The 21,501-nt window shown below is 63.6% G+C and carries 25 protein-coding genes, 1 tRNA gene and 1 pseudogene; 15 read left to right on the top strand and 12 right to left on the bottom strand.

Annotated elements, in window-relative coordinates:
* Nucleotides 1-37 precede the first annotated feature (37 nt).
* The 12 genes and pseudogenes from QMF81_RS09915 to bioA form a co-directional block, all read right to left on the bottom strand.
* On the bottom strand, nucleotides 38-247 hold the full coding sequence (locus QMF81_RS09915) for a sulfurtransferase TusA family protein (protein ID WP_281750644.1): 210 nt from the start codon (nucleotides 245-247) through the stop codon (nucleotides 38-40).
* The gene (yedE, locus tag QMF81_RS09920) at nucleotides 244-1,341 is read right to left on the bottom strand and encodes a YedE family putative selenium transporter (RefSeq protein WP_281750645.1); all 1,098 of its coding nucleotides are present in this window, start codon (nucleotides 1,339-1,341) and stop codon (nucleotides 244-246) included. Before yedE ends, QMF81_RS09915 begins: the two co-directional genes overlap by 4 nt.
* A 25-nt stretch (nucleotides 1,342-1,366) precedes the next feature.
* Nucleotides 1,367-1,576: a hypothetical protein gene (locus QMF81_RS09925; RefSeq protein ID WP_281750646.1), complete on the bottom strand. Its 210-nt coding sequence runs from the start codon at nucleotides 1,574-1,576 to the stop codon at nucleotides 1,367-1,369.
* Between the two features lie 124 nt (nucleotides 1,577-1,700).
* Nucleotides 1,701-2,840, bottom strand: coding sequence for a glutamate 5-kinase (proB, locus tag QMF81_RS09930; RefSeq protein ID WP_281750647.1), 1,140 nt, complete (start codon nucleotides 2,838-2,840; stop codon nucleotides 1,701-1,703).
* 40 nt (nucleotides 2,841-2,880) lie between these two features.
* A pseudogene (gene obgE / locus QMF81_RS09935) lies at nucleotides 2,881-3,888 on the bottom strand (GTPase ObgE); the annotation flags it as partial.
* Nucleotides 3,889-3,974: 86 nt separating this feature from the next.
* Nucleotides 3,975-4,241 carry a 50S ribosomal protein L27 gene (rpmA, locus tag QMF81_RS09940; protein WP_281750648.1) on the bottom strand — a complete coding sequence of 89 codons (267 nt, stop codon included), beginning with the start codon at nucleotides 4,239-4,241 and terminating at the stop codon, nucleotides 3,975-3,977.
* A 9-nt stretch (nucleotides 4,242-4,250) separates the two neighbouring features.
* Nucleotides 4,251-4,568, bottom strand: coding sequence for a 50S ribosomal protein L21 (gene rplU / locus QMF81_RS09945; protein WP_281750649.1), 318 nt, complete (start codon nucleotides 4,566-4,568; stop codon nucleotides 4,251-4,253).
* Between the two features lie 186 nt (nucleotides 4,569-4,754).
* On the bottom strand, nucleotides 4,755-4,907 hold the full coding sequence (locus QMF81_RS09950; protein WP_281750650.1) for a hypothetical protein: 153 nt from the start codon (nucleotides 4,905-4,907) through the stop codon (nucleotides 4,755-4,757).
* A 52-nt stretch (nucleotides 4,908-4,959) separates the two neighbouring features.
* Nucleotides 4,960-5,844, bottom strand: a complete 885-nt coding sequence (locus QMF81_RS09955) for a sulfite exporter TauE/SafE family protein (RefSeq protein ID WP_281750651.1) — start codon at nucleotides 5,842-5,844, stop codon at nucleotides 4,960-4,962.
* A gap of 146 nt (nucleotides 5,845-5,990) precedes the next feature.
* A complete protein-coding gene (locus tag QMF81_RS09960) occupies nucleotides 5,991-6,455 on the bottom strand; it encodes a universal stress protein (protein WP_281750652.1) in 465 nt (154 codons plus the stop codon).
* Between the two features lie 28 nt (nucleotides 6,456-6,483).
* Complete coding sequence (locus QMF81_RS09965) at nucleotides 6,484-7,920, bottom strand: sodium:proton antiporter (protein ID WP_281750653.1); 1,437 nt, start codon at nucleotides 7,918-7,920, stop codon at nucleotides 6,484-6,486.
* A gap of 49 nt (nucleotides 7,921-7,969) precedes the next feature.
* Nucleotides 7,970-9,265, bottom strand: a complete 1,296-nt coding sequence (gene bioA / locus QMF81_RS09970) for an adenosylmethionine--8-amino-7-oxononanoate transaminase (protein WP_281750654.1) — start codon at nucleotides 9,263-9,265, stop codon at nucleotides 7,970-7,972.
* Between the two features lie 55 nt (nucleotides 9,266-9,320).
* On the opposite strand from bioA, the gene queA reads away from it, so the two are divergent.
* The 15 genes from queA (at nucleotide 9,321) to infB (ending at nucleotide 21,499) form a co-directional block, all read left to right on the top strand.
* Nucleotides 9,321-10,403 carry a tRNA preQ1(34) S-adenosylmethionine ribosyltransferase-isomerase QueA gene (gene queA / locus QMF81_RS09975; RefSeq protein WP_281750655.1) on the top strand — a complete coding sequence of 361 codons (1,083 nt, stop codon included), beginning with the start codon at nucleotides 9,321-9,323 and terminating at the stop codon, nucleotides 10,401-10,403.
* Between the two features lie 22 nt (nucleotides 10,404-10,425).
* Entirely contained in the window at nucleotides 10,426-10,653 is a 228-nt protein-coding gene (locus QMF81_RS09980; RefSeq protein ID WP_281750656.1) for a 4Fe-4S binding protein, read from the top strand.
* Nucleotides 10,650-11,711 (top strand): 3-methyl-2-oxobutanoate dehydrogenase subunit VorB, encoded by a 1,062-nt coding sequence (locus QMF81_RS09985; protein ID WP_281750657.1) that lies wholly within the window; start codon nucleotides 10,650-10,652, stop codon nucleotides 11,709-11,711. Before QMF81_RS09980 ends, QMF81_RS09985 begins: the two co-directional genes overlap by 4 nt.
* Before the next feature lie 12 nt (nucleotides 11,712-11,723).
* Nucleotides 11,724-12,482, top strand: a complete 759-nt coding sequence (locus tag QMF81_RS09990) for a thiamine pyrophosphate-dependent enzyme (RefSeq protein ID WP_281750658.1) — start codon at nucleotides 11,724-11,726, stop codon at nucleotides 12,480-12,482.
* A 2-nt stretch (nucleotides 12,483-12,484) separates the two neighbouring features.
* Entirely contained in the window at nucleotides 12,485-13,027 is a 543-nt protein-coding gene (locus QMF81_RS09995) for a 2-oxoacid:acceptor oxidoreductase family protein (RefSeq protein WP_281750659.1), read from the top strand.
* The gene (gene aroE, locus QMF81_RS10000) at nucleotides 13,012-13,830 is read left to right on the top strand and encodes a shikimate dehydrogenase (RefSeq protein ID WP_281750660.1); all 819 of its coding nucleotides are present in this window, start codon (nucleotides 13,012-13,014) and stop codon (nucleotides 13,828-13,830) included. Before QMF81_RS09995 ends, aroE begins: the two co-directional genes overlap by 16 nt.
* On the top strand, nucleotides 13,818-14,729 hold the full coding sequence (locus tag QMF81_RS10005; RefSeq protein WP_281750661.1) for an EamA family transporter: 912 nt from the start codon (nucleotides 13,818-13,820) through the stop codon (nucleotides 14,727-14,729). The genes aroE and QMF81_RS10005 overlap by 13 nt, the downstream gene beginning before the upstream one ends.
* Nucleotides 14,726-14,947, top strand: a complete 222-nt coding sequence (locus QMF81_RS10010) for a hypothetical protein (RefSeq protein ID WP_281750662.1) — start codon at nucleotides 14,726-14,728, stop codon at nucleotides 14,945-14,947. Before QMF81_RS10005 ends, QMF81_RS10010 begins: the two co-directional genes overlap by 4 nt.
* A gap of 36 nt (nucleotides 14,948-14,983) precedes the next feature.
* Nucleotides 14,984-16,105: a lipid-A-disaccharide synthase gene (lpxB, locus tag QMF81_RS10015; protein ID WP_281750663.1), complete on the top strand. Its 1,122-nt coding sequence runs from the start codon at nucleotides 14,984-14,986 to the stop codon at nucleotides 16,103-16,105.
* Complete coding sequence (acpS, locus tag QMF81_RS10020) at nucleotides 16,102-16,557, top strand: holo-ACP synthase (RefSeq protein ID WP_348772173.1); 456 nt, start codon at nucleotides 16,102-16,104, stop codon at nucleotides 16,555-16,557. Before lpxB ends, acpS begins: the two co-directional genes overlap by 4 nt.
* Nucleotides 16,558-16,621: 64 nt before the next feature.
* Nucleotides 16,622-16,697: transfer RNA gene (locus QMF81_RS10025), tRNA-Gly, on the top strand.
* Nucleotides 16,698-16,784: 87 nt separating this feature from the next.
* Nucleotides 16,785-17,282, top strand: a complete 498-nt coding sequence (gene rimP, locus QMF81_RS10030) for a ribosome maturation factor RimP (protein WP_281750664.1) — start codon at nucleotides 16,785-16,787, stop codon at nucleotides 17,280-17,282.
* Nucleotides 17,279-18,559, top strand: coding sequence for a transcription termination factor NusA (nusA, locus tag QMF81_RS10035; protein WP_281750665.1), 1,281 nt, complete (start codon nucleotides 17,279-17,281; stop codon nucleotides 18,557-18,559). Before rimP ends, nusA begins: the two co-directional genes overlap by 4 nt.
* Nucleotides 18,525-18,791, top strand: coding sequence for a DUF448 domain-containing protein (locus QMF81_RS10040; protein ID WP_281750666.1), 267 nt, complete (start codon nucleotides 18,525-18,527; stop codon nucleotides 18,789-18,791). The genes nusA and QMF81_RS10040 overlap by 35 nt, the downstream gene beginning before the upstream one ends.
* Nucleotides 18,788-21,499: a translation initiation factor IF-2 gene (infB, locus tag QMF81_RS10045; protein WP_281750667.1), complete on the top strand. Its 2,712-nt coding sequence runs from the start codon at nucleotides 18,788-18,790 to the stop codon at nucleotides 21,497-21,499. Before QMF81_RS10040 ends, infB begins: the two co-directional genes overlap by 4 nt.
* The last annotated feature ends 2 nt before the right edge of the window (nucleotides 21,500-21,501 follow it).

Below are 21,501 nucleotides of genomic sequence, written 5' to 3' on the forward strand. Positions count from 1 at the left end.
GCTGGATCGCGGCGCACCAGGCGCCGAACCCATGCGATCATTTCCGAAGTTCCAAACGGAACTCGCCGCCGGGGAGCTCGGTCACGGCAACACTCCAGCCCCGACCTTCCGCAGCCCGGGTGACATTTTCGCAGCTGGCCTCCGTATCCACCAACACCTCAATGGCACCGGAGCCCGCCTCGCTTATGGCCTGCAGGGCAAGGAGCACCGGCTGGGGGCAGGAAAGGCCCCGTGCATCCACCTTCATGACTGCCTCCTCGTATGGAACCATCCAAGAAGCACCAGCACCAAAAGCCCGATCACCACCGCGGCCATGCCATGGGGACCGATGCCTTTGGGAGAGCTCGCCAGACCGAAATTGTGCGACACCGCTGCCCCTACGAGCATGCCCAATCCAAAGAGCGCGGCATCGGTGTTGCCCTCGCCGGCCATGAAGAGCTGACGACCCGGACACCCGCCAGCCAAGGCAAAGGCCAGGCCCGCCACCAGCATGCCAGCGAAGTTCCACAACCCCATGGTATGGGCCACAGGCTGCTCTTCAAATCCAGGATGGAATTGCCCCACCACCACGTTGGTCACCAAGGCGGCGCCAAACAAGGCTACCACGCCCAAAAAGAGATGCGTATGCCGGAAAAGGATGAGATCCCGCAGGGCGCCCATGGTGCAAAAACGGCTGCGCTGGGCCAAGAACCCGATACCCAGACCCGCGGCCAAGGAGACGGTCATCGGGGCATAGGCCGCGCCGGGCCCTTTGAGAGAATACCACAGCACGCCGCTTTGGGCCTCGCCAGGAAGCGGCGGGAAAATCAGCCGCAGGGCCAAAAGACCCAGCATAATGGCCGGAAACACCAAGCCTGTTGCCACTGTCTGCGTCTGCGCCCGGCCTAGGGAAAAACCGGCCTTGAAAAAAAGTGTGCCGATCCACACCCCGGTGGCCAGGCCAGCCAATCCGAACAGGGCATTGCCATCACCGCCAGCCAGACGCAAAAACACCCGCCACGGGCAGCCCAAAAAGACCAAAGCGCCAATCATGGCGATCATGCCGAGCACAAACCGCGTCACCGGGGCCGAGCCGCCGGAAGGTTTGAATTCTCCAAAGATCACGGCCGCCACCAATGATCCGAGCACAAAGCCCATGATCTCCGGCCGCAGGTACTGGACCACCTCGGCCCGGTGCAGGCCGATGGCGCCCGCTACATCCCGTCCAAAACAGGCCACACACACGCCCATGTTGGCAGGGTTCCCCCAGTACTGCAGCAGGGCCGCCACAATGCCAATGATCGCTCCCACCACCACGATCCCGGTGGTCGTAGCAAAAACATTGGTCCGTCCTTGAGCCATAGCTTCCTCCTTGGTCGCCGTATTCTCAGCGCTTCTGCCCCAATGCACACGGACAGAGCACCGCATCCGGAGTGTAGCGGTGCACTTTGCCACACAGTGGGCAATCCACCCGCACGAGCCCACGCACCCAGCGGGCTCCTCGCTCCGTTTCCTCCACCTGAAGACGCTCCTCTATCGTCCAGGAATGATGATAGAAGACCTCCCCACATTCTGGGCACACGAATGCAACTTCCATAAAAATAAGCGCCTTTTAAGGCGCTTATCCGGCAGAGTCCAATTGTCTTGAAAAATCAAAAACAAAAAAATCAATAGATTCGCCCAATAGCCCCTGTCTTGCACAGAAGCACAGGAAATGGGCACTAGAGCGTCTCGTCCAGGACGAGATTGTCGCGATGGATGACTTCCGGGTGCGGACAGGTGCCCAGGAGCGCTGTGATTTCCGCCGAAGAAAGCCCCTGGATGCGCCGCAGCTCCGCGGCCTTGAAATTCGTCAGCCCGACGCCGATGGTAGTACCTTCGGGGTCCACGACCTTCACCAGAGCGCCCACGCCGAACTGGCCTTGCACGCCCACGACACCGGCAGCAAGGAGGCTCTTGCCGCGGGAGCGCAGGGCCTGGGCCGCGCCTGCGTCCACCTGCACCACGCCTGCGGGGTCCAAATGGTAGGCAAGCCAGAACTTCCGCCCGGACATATTGCGTTTGGGCCGCACCCAGGTCCCCAGCGCTTCCCCGGCAAAGACCCGCTCCAAGGCAAACTTCTCCCGGCCCGAGACGATGATGGTGGGGATACCCAAACGCGCGGCCCGCCGGGCGGCCAAAAGCTTGCTGAGCATCCCGCCGGTACCGGCCTGGGTCTTGCCCCGACACATGGCGGCAAGGGGGAGACTCTCGATATCTTCAATGCACGCAAGGAGCGTGGCCGCCGGATTTTCCTGGGGATTGTCGTCAAAAACCCCGGGCGCGGACGTGAGATTTACCACCAGGTCCGCGCCCACCAGGTTGGCCACCATGACCGACAAGGCGTCGTTGTCGCCGAACTTGAGCTCCTGCACGGCCACGGTGTCGTTTTCGTTGACCACGGGAATGACCTTCCAGGCAAGAAGCTCGGACATGGTGTTGCGGGCGTTGAGGAAACGCTCCCGACTGCGCAGGTCGTCCTTGGTGAGCAGTACCTGGGCCGAGATCTTGCCAAAACGGGCAAAGGCCTCGTCGTAGGCATGCATGAGCCGGCTCTGCCCCACAGCGGAAGCGGCCTGCTTGTGCACCAGACAGGCGCAGGCACCACGACCCAGCACCGAGCGGCCCGCAGCCACGGCCCCTGAAGTCACGAGCACCACCTCCAGCCCCCGGTCATGCAGGCCCGCCACCTGATCCACCAGCCGGCTCACGACCCGCATGTCCAGGCCTTCCGAACAGGTGAGCACCGCGCTGCCCACCTTGATCACCACCCGCCGGGCACCTTCCACAGCCCGACGCCGCTCTTCACGCCAATCTGCCATCCCCCTTCCCCTCGGAGTCCGGATTTGGGGCCACGCCTGCAAGTTCGGTAGTCTCCAGCATGGCCCACATAGCGGCCACTACCGCCTCCACCCCCTCGCCGTCCAGCGCGGACATGAAGAGCGCCGAAATCCCGGCGGCGGAAAGCGCCTCGGCAAGACGCGCACGCGCCGGGGCGTCCAAGAGATCGATCTTGTTCACCACGAGGAGCTGTGGCTTTTGGGCAAGGGCCGCGTCAAAGAGGCGAAGCTCCTCGTTGAGCATGGCGAACACCGCGCCCGGATCCTCGCCTTCCACGTCCGGGGCCGCCGCCAGGTGCACGAGGAACCGGGTGCGCTCCACGTGGCGCAAAAAGGTGTGCCCCAGACCGACACCAGCATGGGCACCCTCCACCAGGCCGGGGATGTCGGCCACCACCATGCGGGTGCCTGCAGGGTGTTCCATCACTCCAAGCTGCGGGGTGAGCGTCGTGAAAGGATAGGGCGCGATCTTGGGCCGTGCAGCAGAAATGCGCGAAAGAAATGTGGATTTTCCGGCATTGGGAAGTCCCAGCAGCCCTGCGTCGGCAAAGACCCTAAGCTCCAGACGCAGGCGCTTCTCCTCCCCGGGCTCGCCCGGCTGGGCAAAACGCGGTGTGCGCATGGTGGCGGACTTGAAGTGGGCATTACCCTTGCCCCCGCGCCCCCCGCGGGCGACGACGACCTCCTGGCCGTCGGAGACCAAATCCGCCAAAAGCACCTCGCCGTCTTCGGTCTCCTCGAAGACCAAGGTTCCCACAGGCACTTCCACGATCTTGGGGGCGCCGGCGCGGCCAAAGCACATGCCCCCCCCTCCAGGGCGGCCGTTTTCCGCCTCCTGCACCGACTGATGGCGATAGTCATACAGCGTCAAGAGCCGGCTCGAGGCCCGCACGATGACATCGCCGCCTGCGCCGCCATCCCCGCCATCCGGGCCACCTTTGGGAACATACTTCTCCCGTCGAAAGGAGACACACCCCCGGCCCCCATGTCCCGAACGCACAAGGATCCGGGCTTCATCCACAAAACGCATTGGCTCCTCCCTTGCCGGCCGCTGCCCCAAAACACAAAAGCCGCCCGGAACTCCCGAGCGGCTAGGAAAGCGAACGGGGCTTGGCGCTAGGCCACCGGCACCACGTTGACCCGAGTCTTCACCACATTCTTGCGGGAATACTTCTCAAACTGCACCACGCCATCCACCAGGGCGAACAAGGTATCGTCCTTGCCCTTGCCCACGTTGAGGCCGGGATGGAACTTGGTGCCCCGCTGCCGCACCAGGATATTTCCCGCGAGCACCTGCTGGCCGCCGAATTTCTTGACACCCAGCCGCCGACCTGCGCTGTCGCGTCCGTTCCGAGAACTTCCGCCTGCCTTTTTATGTGCCATGACGTCCTCCTAGAGTGCGGCCTCGATGCCCGTCACCTTCACCAAAGTGAAGTCCTGACGGTGGCCCTGCTTTTTGCTGTAGCCCTTGCGGCGCTTTTTCTTGAAAACGATGATCTTTTTGTCCCGGCCATGGTCCACCACCTGGCAGCGCACCACCGCGCCTTCCACCAGCGGCTGTCCCACCTTGAGACCGGACTCACCCTGCACCAAAAGCACCCGGTCCAGAGCGATCTCCGCGCCGACCTCGGCCTCCATCTTGGGCGCCTTGAACTGCAGCCCTTCTTCCACCCGGAACTGCTTCCCGCCCGTTTCTACAATCGCGAACATGGTATGATGACCTCCAAAAAAGTGAACGACGCCCGAAACATGCTGCGCGGACGTCACGCCTTGCCGTCGAGAGGGAGGCTTTCTGTACGCGGCGATGGCCCTGACGTCAACCACAAAGCAAAAACTCCCATCCGGGCGTCCCGGGCCGGCACCGTGCCCAAGGAGACTGCGCCGTGCACCCGCAAATCATCCGGCGGCCACCTCCCAGCCGACGATCTGGCGCAGATTCCGGGAAAATTCCACGCCCACCTCGATGACGGTGACTTCCGGGGCGCGGTATTTGGAGGAACACGAAGCATAGCGTCCCCCTTGAGTACGGAGGAGAGGTTGCGCAGGCATCCTCCCAGCCTCCCATGCCCTGCTTTGCGCAACGCATCCCTCTGAGCCGGCATCACATGCCCTTTCCCACAAACTCCATCACGTACTTGGCCGCGGTACTCAAAAGCACCAGCACCAAGCCGGCCTTGATGACCCGCGACGGCACGAAACGCTGGCAGCGCGCCCCCAGATACATGCCCGCCATGCCGCCCAAACCAAAAAGCAGCCCCAACTTCCAGTCCGGGGCAACAGAAAGGTGCGGGTACCACGGAGCAATGGCTTGATAGAAGATCACCCCAGCCACGGAGGTAACGCACGTGCCCATGAGGGCCGCGCCAGCCACGGCGTACACCGGCAGGCCGAATATGGAGACAAAAAACGGGGCCACGATGGCGCCACCGCCGATGCCGTACACCCCGCCCACAACGCCCACCACCAGGCAAAGGACAAAAATCCCCCACACCGGGGCCTGATACCGCCTTCCTTGAAAGGTAAACGCCACCTGCCGCCAATTCCAGGCCTCCACCTCCACCACGCCATGGCCGGTGTCCTTTTTGCCGCCGCCGCGCCACAGGTCGCGCACCATACGCGCGCCGATATAGGCGAGCACCAGGGCGGCAAACAGCTTGAAGCGCCGCGGATCCGGCAAATAGGCCACGCGCAACATCGCGCCGAGAAACACCCCGGGCAAGGTACCCAGCACCACGGCCCAGGTGAGCGGCCACACCATGCGCCCCTCCTTGGCGTAGCGCCACACTCCGCTGGGGATGGCCACCACGTTGAAGAGCTGGTTGGTGGCGCTCACCGAGGGGTGCACATACCCCAGCACCGACATCTGAAAAGGAAGAAGAAGAAACGCCCCGGACACCCCGCCCATGGAAGTGCCCAGCGAAATGGCAAAGGCCGTCAGCGGCGGCACCCACCACGCCACTTCGATACCTGCAGTGGAAAACATCATAACCCTCTCCCTCTGCTGTATTTTTTCACATATCTACTTTGTGATAAAAATCACAGAATCGTCAAGCCCCTCACGGACCTCTCCTCAAAAAAAATCCCGGCCAGAACGCCCTGGCCGGGAAAGCACATTTCCAGCAGTTCCAAACGTCATATTCCGCAGGCGTCCTGCAGATACTTATGACGCAGGTTGCGCGTCACCAGCACGGGGCATTGGGCCCCTTGGAGCACGTGAGTCACCACACTGCCCATAATGACCCCTTCCAAGGCCGAAAGTCCCCGGGATCCAATCACAATGAGGTCGCAGTCATACTCTTCCTGCACATCGAGGATGACATACCCCGGCCGGCCTTCACGGGCGATGAGCTCAATGCGCATGCCACAGGGCTCGAGCATCTTCTTATAATCCTCAAGCATCGCCATGGATTTCGCCTGCTCCTCTGCACGCAACATGGCAGCCTCATCTCCACCGATGGTCATATTGATAGGCTCATAGACATGCAGAAGATAGAGCACCGGATTGCGGACATTGAGTAAGTGACTCGCATATTTTGCTGCGTTGCGGGATGAATCGGATCCATCCACCGGCACTAGGACGCGTTCAATCTTGATCATAGATCCTCCACGAGATCATACTTCCGCATTAGAGGAAGAAAATCACGGTTGTCAAAATAAAACACGGAATCAAAATTCCAATAGACCACGCCATGTAGCCGAAGAAGCTCGGCATCTTCACACCTGTAGATTCCGCGATAGAACGCACCATGAAGTTAGGCGCATTGCCGATATAGGTGTTGGCACCCATGAATACCGCTCCGGCAGAAATCGCCATGAGAGTAGTCACTTCCTGCATGAGCACCTGGGCATCACCGCCAGCGGTATTGAAGAATACCAAATAGGTCGGGGCATTGTCCAAAAAGCTCGACAGTGCGCCGGTAAGCCAAAAATACATGGCGTGGTTGGGCTGACCGTTCTCGGACACCAAGGCGATGATGCTCCGCAGCGCCCCTTCCTCGCCAGCGCGCAAGATGGCGATGGCCGGAATCATGGAAAGGAAGATGCCGGCAAAGAGCTTGGCCACCTCGCGAATGGGCTCCCAGTCGAACTCGTTCTTGCGCCGGGTCTCAAAACTGGTGGTCTTGAGGCTGATGCCCGCCAAAATGAGCAGCAGAATATCCCGCACCACGTTTTGCAACTCCACGTGCACATGGTACACGTCAAAGCCCGTACCCGGGTTCCACATGCCACTCATGAGCACCCCGCCAACAACACCCGCCAAGAGCAGAAGGTTATGGGTGCCTTCCAACCCAAGCTTGCCCTTGGCTTGCGGCGGCGTGGGACGGCCTTCCTTGTTGAAGAGCACGGTATCCAGGACCAGGTACAGGGTCAGGAGAATGGCGGCGATCACGGCCATGGGTACGAAGAGATGCACCGTGGTCCAGAAGAACGATACGCCCTTGAGGAAGCCCAAGAAAAGCGGCGGGTCTCCCAGCGGCGTGAGCGATCCGCCGATATTGGCCACGAGAAAAATGAAGAACACCACGGTGTGCACCTTGTACTTGCGATGCGCGATGGCGCGAAGAAGCGGCCGGATCATGAGCATCGCCGCGCCGGTGGTCCCCATCCAGCTCGCCAAGATCGTGCCCAAAAGCAGGAGTCCTGCATTCACCTTGGGCGTGCCCACGAGGCTGCCGGTAAGGCACACCCCGCCGGCGATGGTAAAGAGTGCAAAAAGCAAAATAATGAAGGGGATGTACTCCAGAAGTGCGGTATGTACCACTTCGTAGAGGGCCAGGTCGAATCCATGGGTCAGGGCAAAGGGGACAAGAAACGCCAACCCCCAGAAGGCCGCCACCTTGCCGTAGTGATGATGCCAAAAATGCGGCACGGTAAGCGGCATGACGGCAATGGAAAGGAGCATGCAGGCAAAGGGGATGACCCACAATGCGCCCAATTCTTTTCCGATCTCCTCGGCAGCGTGATGCAAGTCTCCGCCTGCGGCCCATGCCGGGGCCAACCCGCCAAGGAGCGCCACACCAAGGAGCGCGGCCACCCATGGCCAAATCCGTCGCTGTTGCATGCAAGGTCCTCCTGTTTTCGGTTCTTCCAAACCTGATTGACGTTGCCCCCTACGCGGGAGGATGGGCGGCCACCACCGCCACCACGGCCTGGCACAAGTGGACCAGGTCTTCCTCGCTGATGACGTATGGCGGCATGACGTATACCAAGCGGCCAAAAGGCCGCACCCACACACCGGCGTGCACCAAAGCGGGTTGTATGACCGCCATGTGCACCGGCGCCGTGAGCTCCACCACACCGATCCCTCCGAGTACCCGCACCTCGGCCACATGGGGGAGGTCCTGACACGGAGCCAAACCCTCCCGCAAAAGCGCCTCCATGCGCGACACGGCCTGCCGCCAGCCCCCCTGCCGCACGAGTTCCAGCGATGCCCGGGCCACGGCGCAGGCGAGCGGATTGGCCATGAAGGTCGGGCCATGCATGAGGCATCCCGGCCCACCGGCATTGACCCCCTGGGCCACTGCAGCAGTGGCGAGCACCGCCCCCAACGTGAGGTAGCCGCCAGTAAGCGCTTTCCCTACGGCCATGATGTCCGGAGAAATCCCGGCGTGTTCACAAGCGAACATGCGGCCGGTGCGGCCAAAGCCGGTAGCGATCTCGTCGGCGATGAGCAGCACGTCAAAGGCGTCGCACAACCGCCGTGCCGCACGCAAGAATTGCGGGTGGTAGAAATACATGCCGCCCGCCCCCTGCACCACCGGCTCCAGCACCAGGGCCGCGATCTCGCTTCCGTGGCGCGCCAGCACCTCCTCGAGGGCGGCCATAGCCTGGTCATCCCAGGGAGCACCCCAAGGCACTGCCGGGCGGGGCACAAACAAATGCTGCGGCAAGATGCGCGCGAAATGGGCGTGCATGCCGTTTTCCGGGTCACACACGCTCATGGCGCCCAAGGTATCCCCATGGTAGCCGCCGCGCAGGGCCACCAACCGGCATTTTTCCGGCCGCCCCCGCCCCATCCAGTACTGAAAGGCCATCTTCATGGCCACTTCCATGGCCACGGAGCCCGAGTCGGCAAAGAACACCACGGAGAGCGGTTCCGGCGCCAATTCCACCAATTCCCGCGCCAAGAGCACTGCCGGCTCGTGGGTGATGCCGCCAAACATCACATGGGCCATGCGAGAGAGCTGCCGGGTGATGGCCGCATCCAGCTCGGGGTGGCGATAACCATGAATGACCGCCCACCACGACGCCATGCCGTCGATGAGTTCCCGGCCATCGGCCAAGCGCAGGCGGGCACCCTGGGCGGACTCCACCACCACCGGAGGCATGGCCGCAGGCATGGTGGCATACGGATGCCACACATGCTGGCGATCCAGCTCAAGGAGGTGGCGCAGGGCAGGGTCCATGACCGGAAGCCTCCCATGGGTTGCGGGCGAGCGCCCTTTGCACTACGGGGCGCCCATGGTTGCCTCGCCCCCTATCCCAGAACGCTATTGCCTGCAATCCTACATCTACGAGTTGCCTGAAGATCGCATCGCGCAGACGCCAGCGAAACAGCGTGAGGCATCCCGACTGCTCGTGGTCCCCCGTGAAGGCTCGATATTTTCCGAGCACGCCTTTGCCGAGCTCCCCCAGCTTCTGCCCTCCGAGGCGCTGCTCGTCTTCAACACCACCAAGGTGCTGCCGGCCCGGCTGCTCGCCACCAAGCCCACGGGCGGCAAGAGCGAATTTCTCCTCCTCACTCCCCTTCCCCGCATTGTCCCGGAGCCGGACGGCACAGGCTGGCAGGCCGAGGCCGAAGGGCTGGTGCGCGGCCTCAAGCCAGGGCAAGCCCTCGATTTTCACGGCCTTGAGGTGCGCGTCCTCGAGCGCATGGACTTCGGCCGCTGCCGCGTGCGCCTTACCTGGCAGGGGGAGCTTGCGGACATCTTTCTGCGCCACGGGCACATGCCGCTTCCGCCGTACATCGACCGTCCCGACACCCACGAGGACGAGGAGCGCTACCAAACCGTGTACGCCGATCCCGCCAAGCTCGGGTCCGTGGCCGCCCCTACCGCAGGACTCCACTTCACCCCGCAAATCCTCGCTGCCCTCCGCGAACGCGGGATGCAGACGGTGGCGGTCTGCCTCTACGTCGGCTACGGGACCTTCAGCCCGGTACGCTGCGCGGACATCCGCGAGCACCGCATGCACGCCGAGTTCATCGAGGTTTCCGAGCATGCGGCCCAGGCCATTGCCCAGGCCAAGGCCCAAGGCCGGCCCGTCGTGGCCGTAGGGACCACGTCTGCCCGCACCCTAGAGAGCCTGCCGGTCAGAACCGGCGGCATCCACCCCTACCAGGGCTGGACCGACCTCTACATCCTTCCCGGCCACCGCTTCCAGGTGGTGGACAGTCTCATCACCAACTTCCACTTGCCCGCATCGAGCCTGCTCATTATGGTCGCCGCGCTGGCGAGCCTAACCACCATCCGCGCCGCCTACGCGCAAGCGGTGCAATCCGGTTTCCGATTTTTTTCCTATGGCGACGCCATGCTCATCCGCTAACCCCACCCCTCGGAGGTCGCTTATGCCAAGCCGCGTCCAATTCCGGGAAGACCGCTGCAAAGGCTGCCTGCTCTGTGTCCAGGCCTGCCCCAGCGGCATCATCCAGCAATCTTCCCGTTTCAACCAACAGGGCTACAAAGTAGCCGAAGTCCCTGCCGAACGCATGGCGGAATGCAAAGGCTGCGCCTTTTGCGCCCTCATGTGCCCGGATTTCGCCATCCATGTCTTCAAAACCAAGGAGGCCGCATGAGCGAGCGCGTCTTCCTCAAAGGCAATGAGGCCATCGCCCGGGCGGCGCTTGCCGCGGGCATGCGCTGCTATTTCGGCTACCCCATCACCCCGCAAAACGACATCCCGGAACTCCTTTCCGCGGAGCTGCCCAAGGCGGGCGGAGAGTTCGTCCAGGCGGAAAGTGAAGTGGCCGCCGCCAACATGCTGCTTGGCGCCGCGGCCTGCGGGGTACGCGCCATGACCACGTCCTCAAGCCCCGGCATCTCCCTCATGCAGGAAGCCATCTCCTACATGGCCGGCAGCGAACTCCCCGGAGTCATCGTCAATATGAATCGTGGCGGCCCGGGTCTGGGGGACATCGGCCCCTCACAGGGGGATTACTACCAGTCCACCCGCGGCGGCGGCCATGGCGACTACCGCACCCTGGTGCTCGCCCCCGGCACGGTGCAAGAGGCCTACGATCTCACCATGCTCGCCTTCGACCTTGCCTTTCACTACCGCAACCCGGTCATAGTGCTCGGAGACGCCATCCTCGGGCAGATGAAAGAACCGGTCACCCCTCATGCCCCCGCCCGCACCGCTGATCCTGAGGCCGCAAGCTGGTGTTTGGAAGGCGCCGTGGGTCGACCCGGGCGCATCATCAAATCGCTCTTCCTGGAAGACGGGGCCTTGGCAGGACAAAACACCCGCCTGGCCGCCAAGTACCAGGCCATGGAGGCGGAGATCCGCGCCGAACAATTCCTCGTGGAGGACGCCGAACTCGTCGTGGTGGCGTATGGATCCATCGGCCGCATCGCCAAGAGCACGGTGCGCAAGCTGCGCAACGCCGGACACAGAGTGGGGCTGGTGCGGCCCATCACCCTCTTCCCCTTCCCCTCGGCCATGCTGCGCGCCCTTGCCGACCAGGGCAAACGCTTCCTCACCATCGAACACAACCTGGGACAAATGGTGGATGACGTGCGCCTGGCCATCCGCACGGTGGCCGACAGTGCCTTTCACGGCCATCTGCCCGGCAACCTGCCCACGCCCAACGACTTCGAAGCCCCAATCCTGGCCGCCCTTGGCGCCGACCACTAACGGGAGACCAGCATGCAGGAAATCCGCGTCACCAATTATCCGGAAGTCTTGGTGGATCGTCCCACCCACTACTGCCCTGGGTGCCAACATGGCATCGCCCACCGCTTGGTGGCCGAGGCCCTCACCGACCTGGGGGTGGTGGACAAGACCATCGCCGTAAGCTCCATCGGCTGTTCCGTGTTCCTCTACAACTACCTCAACCTCGACACCGTAGAAGCCCCCCATGGCCGGGCCCCGGCCGTAGCCACGGGCGTCAAACGCGCCCGACCCGACGCCGTGGTCTTCACCTACCAGGGCGACGGCGACCTGGCCTCCATCGGCATGGCGGAAATCATGCACTGCGCCAACCGTGGCGAGCGGGTAACCGTCATCTTCGTCAACAACACGGTGTACGGCATGACCGGCGGCCAGATGGCCCCCACCACCCTGGTGGGCCAAAAGACCACCACCTGCCCGGGCGGCCGTTGTCTGGAGCGCGAAGGCGCTCCCATCCGCATGAGCGAGATCATCGCCAGCCTCGGGGGCACGACCTACTGTGAGCGCGTGGCCGTCAACACGGTGAAAAACGTCCTTGGCGCCAAGAAGGCCATCCGCAAGGCGTTTCAATACCAACTGGACGGCAAGGGGTTTTCCTTCGTAGAAGTCCTCGCCACCTGCCCCACCAATTGGCGCATGACGCCGGTGGCGGCCAATGAACGGGTCGCCACAGAAATGATCCCCTACTTCCCCTTAGGGACCTTCAAAGACATCGCCGCCACGGAGGGAGCCTAACCATGTACATGGATGCCATTATCGCCGGTTTCGGCGGCCAGGGAGTCATGCTCATCGGCAACCTCCTCGCCTATGCGGGGATGCACCACGGCCTGGAAGTCACCTACATCCCGGTGTATGGCCCCGAGATGCGCGGGGGCACGGCCAATTGCACCGTGGTGCTCTCGGACGAGCCCATCGGCTCGCCCATCATCCACACCCCGCAAAGCCTCATCATCATGAACGGCCCCTCGCTCACCAAGTTCGCCCCCCGGCTGGTGGACGGCGGCATTCTGGTGCTCAACACCTCGCTGGTGCCGGAAGAAACCGCCGATGCCTCCCGGGTGCGGGTCATCGGAGTGCCGGCCAATGCGATCGCCGACGGCATCGGCAACACGCGCATGGCCAACATGGTGGCCCTCGGCGCCTACGTGGCCGCCACGGGGGTCGTGCCCTTGGACGTGGTGGAGGCCAGCCTCTCTTCGGTCATCTCCAGCCACTACAGCCACCTGATCCCCAAAAACGTCGAGGCCCTGCGCGCAGGCGCGGCTTGTGTGAAGCGCTGATGCTGCTTTTGGGTGTCGTCGGTCATCCCGTGGGGCATTCCTTAAGTCCCCGGCTCCACAACTGGGCCCTGCGCCACGCAGGGCTCTGTGGGGCCTACCACGCCTGGGACATCGCGCCCCACGACCTCGCGGCCTTTGTCCAGGCGGTGCGGCTGCTGCCCATCCATGGGGTGAGTGTCACCATCCCCCATAAGGAAGCCATTCTCCGCCGTGTGGATGCAGTGACCCCGGAGGCAAAGGCCATAGGCGCGGCCAACACCCTTTTGTGGGCGGAGGGCAGACTGGTGGCGGACAACACCGATGTCACCGGCTTCATGGCCCCCATCGCCGAGCTTTCCCCAGGCCGGGCCCTGGTGCTCGGTGCCGGGGGCGCGGCCCGGGCTGCGGTGTACGGACTTCGGAAGCGCGGCTGGCAGGTGGCGGTCACGGCCAGAAACCTCGCCCGCGCCCAAACCTTGGCTACGGACTTGGGAGCCGAGGCCGTCCCCTGGGAAAAACGCACGCACCTCGATTTCGACCTCCTGGTGAACGCCACCCCACTGGGCATGCGCGGCCCCCAGGAAGACTGCTCGCCCTGGGAGGCAGCACTCCCGGCCGCGGCCACGGTGTACGACATGGTCTACACCCCGGATCCCACGCGGCTTGTGCGCCACGCCCAAAAAAGCGGCTGCGCCACCATTTCGGGTCTGGCCATGTTCGTGGCCCAGGCCCAGGCCCAGTTCACCCGCTGGACCCAAGCCACCTTCCCCGGGGATCAGGCCCGCGCCCTCCTCGCCCAAGCGCTCTGCCCATGCCCCGCCTGAGTATCGCCCTTGCGGCCATCCTTTGGGGGACCACGGGCACGGCCCAGGCCCTGGCCTCCACGCAAGCGCATCCATTAGCAGTCGGGGCCATACGCCTGCTCATCGGGGCGGCCTGTCTCCTCGGTCTAGCCATGTTCGCCGATCGCCCCGGGCTTCTGCGTCCCTGGCCCCGCCGGGCAACCCTGCTGGCCGGGCTCGGGGTCGCCCTCTACCAGGTAAGCTTTTTCGCGGCGGTGAAGACCATGGGGGTAGCGGCAGGCACTGTCACGGCCATCGGCAGCGCGCCCGTGGCGGCGGGTATCCTCGGGTTTGTGCTCCATAGAGAGCGGCCGGCCTGGCCCTGGTATCCCGCCACGGCCCTGGCGGTCTGTGGCTGCGCGCTCCTCACTTCTTCCCATGCGGGGGAGATTTCCTGGGCCGGCATGCCGCTCGCCCTCGGGGCAGGCTTCTCCTATGCCCTCTACTGCGCCGCCTGCAAAAGCATCCTTCGGGATCGACGGCCGGAGACCGCCATGGCCGGCGTCTTCGGCATCGCCGCAGTGCTGCTTGCCCCACTGCTGGGAATTCTCGATATGACCTGGCTCTGGGAGCTCCGCTCCATGGCTGCCATGGCGCACCTCGGGGTTGCCGCCACCGCCCTGGCCTACGTCCTCTTCTCGCGCGGGCTCACGAGCACCCCGGTGGCCACTGCGGTCACCATCTCGCTTCTGGAGCCACTGACCGCAACAGCCCTGGGGATCTTTCTCCTGCGCGAGCCCGTAAGCCCTGGCCAGCTCATGGGTATGGGAAGCATCCTCGCCGGCATGATGCTCCTTGCCGCAGAAGGCACGGTCTTGCCAAAAACTTCCTCGAGCCCTACTTTGAAGACCAAATATTCCAACCCGGGAGGAAGACCATGACCGACAAACCCACCACCGAGACCCCCATGAGCATCCCAGCAGCCAAGGCCCCCAAGGCCCTGAGCGAGGATGCCAAGCCCGCCCTCCATGGCCAAAAGTTTCAGGAGCTCGACGCTTCCACGGCCGCCATGCTGGAATCCCAGGAAGTGCCCGCCATCCAAGGCAGTGACGAGGAATGGTGGTGCCCCAACCCCACCTGCGAAGTCATCGACAAATAGTCCCTTGGCCCGTGGAGTGCACGGGCCGTACTTTCTATGCCCAACATATGGATCAATGCCGGTGAAATCTCCGGCGACGTCCACGGCGGACTTCTGGCGCGGGAGATCCTCCGTCTCTGCCCCCAGGCCCGACTCTTCGGCATGGCCGGGCCGGCCATGCGCGCCACCGGGGTGAAGCCGCTGCTTGCCACCGAAGACCTCTCCGTCATGGGGGTCACCGAGGTCCTGGCCCACGCAGGCACCATCGTCAAACTCCTGCGCCGTACCCGCCGGGAGCTTGCCGCACAGCGCCCGGACCTCATGGTGGTCATCGATGCCCCGGACTACCACTTCCGCCTCCTTGCCATGGCCAAAAAACTCGGCATTCCATCGGTATACTACATCAGCCCCAAGCTCTGGGCCTGGCGGGAAAACCGCGCCCGATTCCTCAAAACACACGTGCGCCGCATCCTCTCCATCCTGCCCTTCGAGTCCGCGTTCTACGCCCGTTTCGGTATGGAGGTGGATTTTGTGGGCCACCCCCTCGTGGACGCAGTCTGCACGCCCGAGGTGATGGCCATCCCCCCCGTCCCCGGACGCATCGCCGTGCTGCCCGGAAGCCGCCGCAGAGAACTCACCGCCCTGCTTCCCACCTTTGCCGAGGCATGCCGGCTCCTTACTCGCCGCTACCCGGGCCTGGAGTTTCTCCTCCCTGTGGCCCCGGGCATCTCCGAAGCCATGGTGCGCAATCTCTGGAAAGGCGGCCCTGCCGTGCGCCTGGTGTCCGCCGCAGAGCGCTACCCAGGGATCCGCTCGTGCCAGCTGGCCCTGGCAGCCTCGGGCACCGTCACCCTGGAGACCGCCCTGCTCCACGTCCCCACCGTGGTGGCCTACCGTTTTTCGCCCCTCACCTATGCGGTGGGCAAGCGCGTGGTGCGGGTACCTTTCATCTCCCTGCCCAATCTCGTGCTGGGCGCCGAAGTCTTCCCGGAGCTTCTTCAAGATCAGGCCCACAGCGCCGCATTGGCAGCACACCTGGCGCTTTGGCTGGACACGCCCCAATGCGCAGAAACCGTGCGTACCCGTTTGCGCACCCTGCCGGAACTCCTGGGTGGCGGCGGCGCGGGAAAACGCGCAGCGCGCATCGTGCTGGAGGAAGCCCAGAGGAGGCACGCGTGATCCTCGGCCTTGGAGTGGACGTGGTGGAGATCGCCCGCATCGCCCGGGCCATGGAGCGGCTGGGAGAACGCTTCGCCCAACGCATCCTCCGACCCGAGGAAATGCGGGATACTCTGACTCCAACCTACGTAGCCGGGCGGTTTGCGGCTAAAGAAGCCCTGGTCAAGGCACTGGGCACAGGATTTACCCAAGGCATCGGCTTCCACGATTTCGCGGTTGTTTCGACCCCCAGCGGCGCCCCCCACGGACTCCTCTTCGGGGCGGCGCATGAACGATTCCGGCAACTCGGTGGCTCCGCCCTGCACCTTTCCATCAGCCATAGCCGACAGCACGCTGTGGCCATGGCCATCGTCGAAGGAGAAAGCACCTCCTCCCCGGTTCGAGCATGCAGGACAATCGCATTGGAGAATATATTCGAGGGCGTGCCCGGAGGCTCGATGCGATTGCCCTAGCCCGCAGCCAGGAAACATCTTGACGGCCACGGCCCATTTGGGGCAAAGAGGCCTTCGCTTCCGAGCGGGTGTAGCTCAATTGGTAGAGTACAAGCTTCCCAAGCTTGGTGTCGCGAGTTCGATTCTCGTCACCCGCTCCACACCTCATGTATCCGTCCGCGACCGCGCGGAGAACCGATGAGGGTGGGCCCGGTTTCGGTCCACCTTCTTTTTTTCTCGACCGCCCCATGACCATGGACACCACTGCCCTGCGCACCCATATCACCTCTTTGGCCCAAACCGCCTGCCTCGCCCACGGGATCTCCCTGTGGGGGATCGAATTTGGCGGCGGCTCGCGACGCCTTGTGGTTCGCGTCTACGTCGACGCCCCCGGCGGGGTGACCATCGAGCATTGCGAGGCCGTAAGCAAACACTTAAGCCTTGCCTTGGACGTGGAAGACCCCATCCCCGGGGCCTATACCTTGGAAGTGTCTTCTCCGGGCCTTGACCGGCTCTTTTTCCACCCCGAGCAGCTCGCTTCCTCTGTGGGGGCCACCATCCGGGTGCGTCTGCGTGCAGCCATGGACGGCCGCAAAAATTTCCAGGGAGTTCTCCAAGCGCTGGAGGACGATACCCTTGTCCTGGCGGAAAACGATCGTATCTTCCGCCTGCCCTGGCCCGCCTGCGCCAAGGTCCAGCTGGTGTACGACCTCTCGCCCGCCTTTTCCACGGAGACTACCGCATGAATCTCGAACTGAAAAAAGTCATCGACCAAATCAGCAAAGACAAAGGGATCGACCGCGACCTCCTCATCGATACCCTCGAAGAAGCCATCCGGGCCTCGGTCATCAAAAAATATGGGGACGGCCTCGATATCGAAGTCACCTTCAACGAGGAGACGGGCGACATCGAAGTCTTCCAATTCAAGATCGTGGTGGACAAGGTCCGCGACCCGGACAACGAAATCTCCTTGGAAGAGGCGCGCCGGCACGATCCCAACGTGGAACTGGACGACGAGATGGGCTTTCGCCTGCACGTGGAAGACCTTGGCCGCATCGCCGCGCAAAGCGCCAAACAGGTGCTCATCCAGCGCATGCGCGACGCCGAACAGGAAATCATCTACGAGGAATACAAAAATCGCAAAAACGAGATCGTCAGCGGCATCATCCAGCGCCGCGACCGTGCCGGCTGGATCGTCAACCTGGGCCGCACCGAGGCCCTGCTCCCCAAGGAGCAGCAAATCCCCCGCGAACACTTCCGCCAGGGGGACCGGGTGGAAGGCCTCATCATCGACGTGCGCAAGGAAGGCCGCGGCCCGCAGATCATCATTTCCCGATCCCACCCCGATTACATGGTGGCCTTGTTCCGCCGCGAAGTGCCTGAGGTCGCCGACGGCACGGTGAACATCATGAGTGTCGCCCGGGATCCGGGACTGCGGGCCAAGGTGGCGGTGTTGTCGCAAGATTCCAATGTGGATCCTGTGGGGGCCTGTGTGGGGGTGCGGGGGTCGCGCATCCACAACATCGTGCAGGAGCTGCGCGGCGAGCGCATCGATATCGTCCTCTGGAGTCCGGATATCGCCACCTATGCGGCCAACGCCCTGTCCCCGGCGCGCATCGCCAAGATCATCGTGGACGACGAAGAAAAGACCCTCGAGGTGGTCGTCCCCGATGACCAGCTGACCCCCGCCATCGGCAAAAAGGGCCAAAACGTGAAACTGGCGGCCAAGCTCCTGGGCTGGAAGATCGACATCCATTCGCTCACCCGCTTCAACCAGATGTACAAAAATCGCCAGCAATTGGAACAGGTGGCGAGCGCAGCGCAAATTTCCCTGGCCGACATCCTGGATGCGGGATTTGACTCTCTGGAGTCTCTGGCTGCAGCGGAAAATACGGACCTGATGCGCATTCGCGGGGTGGACGAAGACACGGTGGGGATTTTACGCACCGCCATCAACCTCCTGTCGCCCAAGGTCCAGGCCCACGACCATGAGGCCGAGAGTGGAACAGCACTCCACGAATGATTTTCCTCGCAAACACCGCCCGGTTCGCACCTGTGTCATCTGCCGGCAGCGGTTTGAGAAAGATGGTATGCAGAGATATCTCTGCCCGCCGCCAGGGGGCGCCGCATTGGTGCCAGATCCGAGCGGCCGGCAGCCAGGCCGCGGTTTTTACGTCTGCGGCAACGCGAAATGTCAGGAGCGTGTGGCCTCGTACCGCGGCTGGCGCATGAAATGTAAGGGAGAGAGGGCATGAGCACGAAAATGCGGATTCGGGATTTGGTGGCCGAGCTCGGCGCACAAGGTCGGGAGATCATGCGCATTGTCCATGAGCTGGGCATCGAGGCCAAAACCCAGATGAGCGGCCTCACGGAAGAACAGGTGGAGGCCGTACGCAAACGCTACGAAGCATCCCAAAACGCCCCGGTGGAGACCCGTGTGGCAGGGGAAGTGGTCGTGCGCCGTCGGCGGACGACGCGCAGCAGCGCCCAAGCAGACGACCAAACGCCGGAAGCGGGCGCTCCGGCCACCCAGGAGGCCCCGCAAGCCCCTGAGGGCTCGGATCTCACGCCGCAAAAGTCCGCCCGTAAGGCCCGTCGTCCTGAGGAGACCCGGGCTCGCATCATCGCAACCCCCAAGCCGGAGCCGCAGCCCGCGCCCCAAGCCGAAGCCACACCTGCCGCCACCATCCCCGAGAGCGATGCGGTATCAGAACCGGCCTCCCCGGTCCCTGCCGCTTCCGAGACTGCTCCCGTGGTCGCCACCGAGACCGCTGCCGAGATTTCCTCCGAGGACACCATGATCGCCTCCCCCGAGGCATCCGCCGACGGTCGGCCTGTGCTGGCGCCCCAGCCCGAGGGCAAGGAAGCCCCCCAGAAGGACGATCGCAAACGCTCCAAGGACCGCAGCCGCAAGCCCGCGGCGCCCACGGTGGCCGTCAAGGTCATCTCCCGACCCAAGGTGGTGGAGTTTCCCCAGGCATCTCCCCGGCCTGAGCCGCGTCCAGCCCCTGCGCCAGCGGCCCCGCCGAGCGACACCCCCAGCCGTGATGGCCGCGGAAAGAAGAAAAAAGGCCGCCGCACCGTGGAGGCTCGGGATATTTACGACAAGCAGGAAGCCGCCATCCTCTCCAAGAGCAAAAAGGCGCAGCGGGCGGAAGCCAAGCGGCAGTCGGAGCGCCGCCCGGTGTCCCAGCCCATCAAAGCGGCCAAACGCAAGATCCGCATCGAGGAAAGCATCCGCTTGAGCGACCTGGCCCATCAAATGGGCGTCAAGGCCCAAGAGCTCATCAAGACCCTCTTTGGCATGGGCGTGCTGGCCACCATCAACCAATCCCTGGATTTCGAGACCGCAGCGCTGGTGGCCGCAGAGTTCCAGTATGACGTGGAAAAGGTGGGTTTCTCCGAGGAGTCGTTCCTTGTGCCCCAAGAAGTCGACGCCCCCGAGTCCCTCAAGCCCCGGCCGCCTGTGGTGACCATCATGGGGCATGTGGACCACGGCAAGACCTCCCTCTTGGACGCCATCCGCCAGACCAACGTGGCCTCGGGAGAGGCCGGCGGCATCACCCAGCACATCGGCGCCTACCATGTGCGCACGGCCCGGGGCGAAGTGGTCTTCCTGGACACCCCGGGTCATGAGGCCTTCACCACCATGCGCGCCCGCGGCGCTCAGGTCACGGACATCGTGGTGCTCGTGGTGGCTGCGGACGACGGCGTCATGGAGCAGACCCGCGAGGCCATCAACCACGCCCGGGCCGCCGGTGTGCCCATCGTGGTGGCGGTCAACAAGATCGACAAGCCCGGTGCGGACCCTGACCGGGTCAAGCGCGAGCTCGCCGACTTGGGCCTTCTCGCCGAAGACTGGGGCGGCGACACCATCTTCGCCCATGTCTCGGCCAAAAAACGCATCGGCTTGGACGAACTCCTGGAACTCATCCTGCTGCAGGCCGAAGTCCTGGAGCTCAGGGCCAATCCCGACAAGCCTGGACGCGGCCACGTGATCGAGGCGCGTCTGGACAAAGGCCGCGGCCCGGTGGCCACCATCCTGGTGAAGGAAGGCCAGATCCGCCAGGGCGACGCCTTTGTGTGCGGACTTTTCAGCGGCAAGGTGCGGGCCATGTTCAATGACCAGGGCCGTAGCATCAAGGTGGCCGGCCCCTCCATGCCGGCAGAACTCCAGGGTCTGGAAGGCGTGCCCGAGGCGGGTGACGAATTCGTGGTGGTGCAGGACGAAAAAGTCGCCCGCCGCATTGCGGAAGAACGGCGTATGAAGCAGCGCGAGCGCGAGCTGGCCAAGGAATCCAAGGTCACCCTGGAGAGCTTTTTGGCGGCCAAGGCGGGAGGGGAGGCCCAAAGCCTCAACATCGTGCTCAAGGCCGATGTCCAGGGTTCTCAAGAAGCCATTGCCGACGCCCTACGCAAGCTCTCCACCGACGAGATCAAGATCGGCATCGTCCACGCCGGCACCGGGGCCATTTCCGAGTCCGACATCCTTTTGGCCTCGGCCTCCAACGCCATCGTCATCGGCTTCAATGTGCGGCCCACGGCCAAGATCAAAGAGATCGCCGAGCAGGAACAGGTGGACATCCGCTTCTATGACATCATCTACAAGCTGGTGGATGACATCAAGGCGGCCATGTCCGGCATGCTCTCGCCGGAGATCAAAGAGGTCTACCTGGGCCAGGCCGACGTGCAGCAGACCTTCTCCGTCCCCAAAGTGGGCACGGTGGCCGGCTGCATGGTGAGCGACGGCAAGATCAAGCGCAACGCCGGTGCCCGCTTGCTGCGCGACGGCGTGGTGGTGTACACGGGCCGCATCGCATCCCTCAAACGCTTCAAGGAAGACGCCCGGGAGGTGACCAAAGGCTACGAATGTGGCATCGGCCTGGAGAACTTCAACGACATCAAAGTGGGCGACGTCATCGAAGCCTTCGAACAGGTGGAAGAGGCTCGCACCATCGAATAAGC

This window comes from Thermodesulfomicrobium sp. WS (assembly GCF_027925145.1).
Lineage (GTDB): Bacteria > Desulfobacterota > Desulfovibrionia > Desulfovibrionales > Desulfomicrobiaceae > Thermodesulfomicrobium.

Bases quoted from the DNA above. Each gene is read 5' to 3' on its own strand.
- QMF81_RS09985 (WP_281750657.1), top strand. From the start codon at position 10,650: ATGAGCGAGCGCGTCTTCCTCAAAGGCAATGAGGCCATCGCCCGGGCG.
- QMF81_RS09950 (WP_281750650.1), bottom strand. From the start codon at position 4,907: ATGCCTGCGCAACCTCTCCTCCGTACTCAAGGGGGACGCTATGCTTCG.
- queA (WP_281750655.1), top strand. From the start codon at position 9,321: ATGGTTGCCTCGCCCCCTATCCCAGAACGCTATTGCCTGCAATCCTAC.
- infB (WP_281750667.1), top strand. From the start codon at position 18,788: ATGAGCACGAAAATGCGGATTCGGGATTTGGTGGCCGAGCTCGGCGCA.
- rplU (WP_281750649.1), bottom strand. From the start codon at position 4,568: ATGTTCGCGATTGTAGAAACGGGCGGGAAGCAGTTCCGGGTGGAAGAA.
- rpmA (WP_281750648.1), bottom strand. From the start codon at position 4,241: ATGGCACATAAAAAGGCAGGCGGAAGTTCTCGGAACGGACGCGACAGC.
- QMF81_RS09980 (WP_281750656.1), top strand. From the start codon at position 10,426: ATGCCAAGCCGCGTCCAATTCCGGGAAGACCGCTGCAAAGGCTGCCTG.
- proB (WP_281750647.1), bottom strand. From the start codon at position 2,840: ATGGCAGATTGGCGTGAAGAGCGGCGTCGGGCTGTGGAAGGTGCCCGG.
- yedE (WP_281750645.1), bottom strand. From the start codon at position 1,341: ATGGCTCAAGGACGGACCAATGTTTTTGCTACGACCACCGGGATCGTG.
- nusA (WP_281750665.1), top strand. From the start codon at position 17,279: ATGAATCTCGAACTGAAAAAAGTCATCGACCAAATCAGCAAAGACAAA.
- QMF81_RS09990 (WP_281750658.1), top strand. From the start codon at position 11,724: ATGCAGGAAATCCGCGTCACCAATTATCCGGAAGTCTTGGTGGATCGT.
- QMF81_RS09925 (WP_281750646.1), bottom strand. From the start codon at position 1,576: ATGGAAGTTGCATTCGTGTGCCCAGAATGTGGGGAGGTCTTCTATCAT.
- bioA (WP_281750654.1), bottom strand. From the start codon at position 9,265: ATGGACCCTGCCCTGCGCCACCTCCTTGAGCTGGATCGCCAGCATGTG.
- rimP (WP_281750664.1), top strand. From the start codon at position 16,785: ATGACCATGGACACCACTGCCCTGCGCACCCATATCACCTCTTTGGCC.
- QMF81_RS09960 (WP_281750652.1), bottom strand. From the start codon at position 6,455: ATGATCAAGATTGAACGCGTCCTAGTGCCGGTGGATGGATCCGATTCA.
- QMF81_RS10005 (WP_281750661.1), top strand. From the start codon at position 13,818: ATGCCCCGCCTGAGTATCGCCCTTGCGGCCATCCTTTGGGGGACCACG.
- QMF81_RS09965 (WP_281750653.1), bottom strand. From the start codon at position 7,920: ATGCAACAGCGACGGATTTGGCCATGGGTGGCCGCGCTCCTTGGTGTG.
- QMF81_RS09915 (WP_281750644.1), bottom strand. From the start codon at position 247: ATGAAGGTGGATGCACGGGGCCTTTCCTGCCCCCAGCCGGTGCTCCTT.
- lpxB (WP_281750663.1), top strand. From the start codon at position 14,984: ATGCCCAACATATGGATCAATGCCGGTGAAATCTCCGGCGACGTCCAC.
- QMF81_RS10010 (WP_281750662.1), top strand. From the start codon at position 14,726: ATGACCGACAAACCCACCACCGAGACCCCCATGAGCATCCCAGCAGCC.
- QMF81_RS10040 (WP_281750666.1), top strand. From the start codon at position 18,525: ATGAGGCCGAGAGTGGAACAGCACTCCACGAATGATTTTCCTCGCAAA.
- QMF81_RS09955 (WP_281750651.1), bottom strand. From the start codon at position 5,844: ATGATGTTTTCCACTGCAGGTATCGAAGTGGCGTGGTGGGTGCCGCCG.
- QMF81_RS09995 (WP_281750659.1), top strand. From the start codon at position 12,485: ATGTACATGGATGCCATTATCGCCGGTTTCGGCGGCCAGGGAGTCATG.